This is a genomic window from Gammaproteobacteria bacterium, from assembly GCA_013001575.1.
GTDB lineage: Bacteria > Pseudomonadota > Gammaproteobacteria > Steroidobacterales > JABDMI01 > JABDMI01.
This window is the reverse complement of the sequence record JABDMI010000112.1, coordinates 1-3,790: the sequence shown is the minus strand read 5'-3', so window position 1 is coordinate 3,790 and position 3,790 is coordinate 1. Positions and strand designations below refer to the sequence as shown.

2 protein-coding genes are annotated in these 3,790 nt (G+C 49.6%); both read right to left on the bottom strand.

The window, feature by feature from the left end; genetic code table 11:
- On the bottom strand, positions 1-3,035 hold a 3,035-nt coding region (locus HKN88_09150), incomplete at its 3' end, for a methylmalonyl-CoA mutase family protein (GenBank protein ID NNC98221.1).
- Between the two features lie 52 nt (positions 3,036-3,087).
- The gene (locus HKN88_09145; protein NNC98220.1) at positions 3,088-3,693 is read right to left on the bottom strand and encodes a TetR/AcrR family transcriptional regulator; all 606 of its coding nucleotides are present in this window, start codon (positions 3,691-3,693) and stop codon (positions 3,088-3,090) included.
- Positions 3,694-3,790 lie beyond the last annotated feature (97 nt).

Below are 3,790 nucleotides of genomic sequence, written 5' to 3'. Positions count from 1 at the left end.
AGGCGCTTGATCTGGTTTTGTTTTTCATCATCGGTGGAACGTGCGAGTTCGATCAGAGGATTTTCTTCTGGCTCAGGTGACAAGAACGTATTCACGCCGATGATCGGCAAACTGCCGTCGTGTTTTTTATGCTCGTACAGCATTGATTCTTCCTGGATCTTGCCACGCTGGTATCCGGTTTCCATCGCACCAAGCACACCGCCGCGTTCCGAGATGCGTTCAAACTCCTGTAACACGGCTTCTTCCACCAGATCGGTGAGTTCGTCAATAATAAAAGCACCCTGATTGGGGTTTTCATTTTTAGCCAAACCGAATTCATTATTAATGATCAGTTGAATGGCTAAGGCACGCCGCACTGATTCGTCGGTGGGGGTTGTGATGGCTTCATCGTAGGCATTGGTGTGCAAACTGTTACAGTTGTCGTAAATGGCGATCAGAGCCTGCAAGGTTGTGCGAATGTCGTTGAAATTCATTTCCTGGGCGTGTAATGAACGCCCCGAGGTTTGAATGTGATATTTGAGTTTCTGACTTCGGGCATTGGCGCCGTATTTGTTACGCATGGTGGTTGCCCAGATGCGTCGCGCCACCCGGCCCATCACGGTGTATTCCGGATCCATACCGTTGGAGAAAAAGAAGGACAGGTTCGGGGCAAAATCATCTATCTGCATACCGCGCGCCAGATAGGTTTCAACATAGGTAAATCCATTCGACAATGTGAAGGCCAATTGACTGATCGGATTCGCCCCGGCTTCGGCAATGTGGTATCCGGATATCGACACTGAATAAAAACGTCGCACATTGTTATCGATAAAATATTGCTGGATATCGCCCATCATGCGTAGACTGAACTCGGTAGAAAAAATGCAGGTATTCTGACCCTGGTCTTCTTTCAGAATATCCGCCTGCACGGTTCCACGTACACTGCTTAAAGCATTGGCCCGTAAGGACGCGTATTCCTCATAATTTGGTTGTCGATTGTTATCAGCGACAAATTTATCCACTTGCTGGTCGATGGCGGTGTTCAAGAACATGGCAAGAATCGTGGGTGCAGGACCGTTGATGGTCATCGACACCGATGTACTGGGATCACACAGGTCGAATCCGTCATACAGGGCTTTCATGTCGTCCAGGGTAGCGATGGAGACACCGGCATTCCCGATCTTGCCGTATATATCCGGTCGTATGGCTGGATCAAAGCCGTACAGAGTCACCGAATCGAAGGCTGTGGACAGTCGTTTGGCCTCGGAGTGTTCGGATAGTTTTTTGAAACGGCGGTTGGTTCGGAAAGCATCGCCCTCTCCGGCAAACATGCGGGCTGGATCCTCGCCACTACGTTTAAAAGGAAATACGCCTGAGGTATACGGGAAACGACCCGGTACATTGTCTTTGTATAACCATTTTAAAATCTCGCCATGATCTTCAAACTGCGGCATAGAGACTTTGGGGATCAAGGTTCCCGACAAACTTTGGGTGGTTTGATAGCTCTCACCCGATGTGTAGTCCTGTTGCAGGTGAGTCCAACCGGACAACAACTGATGCGATTCACTCGTCAAAGCCTGTTCACGTTCAGCGATCAACGTATCGAGCTTGTCATTTTCATTGGCATCGCCCAACATGGTTTTAGTCGCTTGCAGTTGATGGCGTTCACGCGCGAGCTTAACTTGTGCCGCGGCAGTTTCATGGTAGTCACGCACGGTTTCCGATATTTCGGCCAGATAGCGTTGGCGCTTGGGCGGCACAATAATGGATTTTTCCGAGGAGTAGCGATTGTCCACTTTGGGCAAGATCGAGTCGTAGTCTTTTAAACCCTGCTCTCTGAGTATACTCACCAAACGTTGATAAGCCGCAGTTACTCCATCGTCGTTAAAACGTGAGGCGATGCTGCCAAACACCGGCATTTGTTCGGGTGGTGTGGACCATTTTTCCTGATTGCGTTGCACTTGTTTGGAAACGTCACGTAAGGCATCATCACTGCCCTTGCGGTCGAACTTGTTGATGACCACCAGGTCGGCAAAGTCCAGCATATCGATCTTTTCCAGCTGACTGGCCGCACCGAATTCCGGGGTCATGACATACATCGAGGTATCCACATAAGGCGAAATGGCCGAGTCACCCTGACCGATGCCCGGAGTTTCCACAACGACCAGATCAAAGCCCGACGCTTTACAAATGGCGATCACTTCCGAGAGATTTTCCGGCACTTCACCGCGTGACGAACGTGTGGCAATTGAACGCATAAATACATTGGGGTGATAAATTGCGTTCATACGAATGCGATCACCCAACAATGCTCCACCGGTTTTACGGCGGGTTGGATCGATCGCGATCACAGCAATCTTCACCTGATCATTACTATCAAGTCGGAAGCGACGGATGATTTCATCGGTGAGTGACGATTTACCCGCACCCCCGGTTCCGGTGATACCCAGTACCGGCACTGTGGGTTGTTGTGCGTCCAACCAGGTCTTGTCGGCACTGGAGAGAATACCGAGTTCGGCCTTGGTTAAGGCCTGGGCCAGAACCGCAGGATCTTGCAGATCAGCCGTTTCCAGAGACGGTAATTGTCTTGGCTGTTTTCTGGCTTTACGACAACGCTCCAGCATGTCATCGATCATGCCCTGAAGGCCTAATTCTTGTCCGGTGTGAGGTGAGTAGATGCGTTCGACGCCATAGGCTTCAAGCTCCTGGATCTCGTCGAATACGATCACGCCACCGCCACCCCCAAACACTTTGATGTGTTCGGCCTTATTCTCTTTCAGCAGGTCGATCAGGTATTTAAAATACTCAACGTGTCCGCCCTGGTAAGAGCTGATGGCAATGCCGTCCACGTCTTCCTGTAAGGCGGCTTGCAGCACATCATTCACCGAGCGATTATGTGCCAGATGAATGACCTCTACGCCTGACGATTGCAAAATGCGACGCATGATATTGATCGAGGCATCATGGCCGTCAAATAGACTGGCGGCGGTGACAAATCGCAGTGGAGTTGTATTTGCGACGTGTTCGGGTTTGGTAAATTGGGCGACAGTGTTCATGGTGTGTACCGTGATGAAAGCGGATTATGAAAAGGGGGGTGAAGAATGTGGGTTAGGTAAAATAATGGCTCATGCTGTGCTTCAGATTTTGATGCAATTTGAGTAATCCGGCGTGATCCTGTGGATTGGCCAACCAGTGATAGGCGATACCCAGCACCGAGGCATTGAATTGACCGGCGATGTCTTGGGCGGAAACGCTCTCATCCAGATCGGAATCTTTCAGCCAGGAGACCACATCCTGACGTCTACGTTCATGGATGGAATGGATCACCACTTTAACCTTGGATTGCACGCCGATGGATTCAAACCACAGAATATAGAAAGCTCGTATTTTGTCACTGGCTTCCAGACACATGGTGGCATGCTCATCCAGGGCCGAAGCAATCGCGTCCAGACCGGATTTACCTTTGGTGGCTTTAGACAATCGGGCCACCCATTGCTCACCGACCGAACGCACAATAAATTCGAATAATCCGGCCTTTGAACCAAAACGGTAGCCCGCCAGGCCACGACTGTAACCGGCCAATTCACCCACTTCTTTGAGGGTGGTCTTGTCGCTGCCTTTCTCTACGATCAGTCTGATCGCAGATTCCAGCATCATCGCATCTGAAAGATCCGTGCGTTCAGAGTTAGATTTTCGTTCAACAGTTTGTGACATAATTAATAATTACAGTTAGTTATAGAATATAACTCGAAATAACATAACACTCGATAATCACCATTTTACTAATATTGCTTGTTGCAAGCAAGTAAAT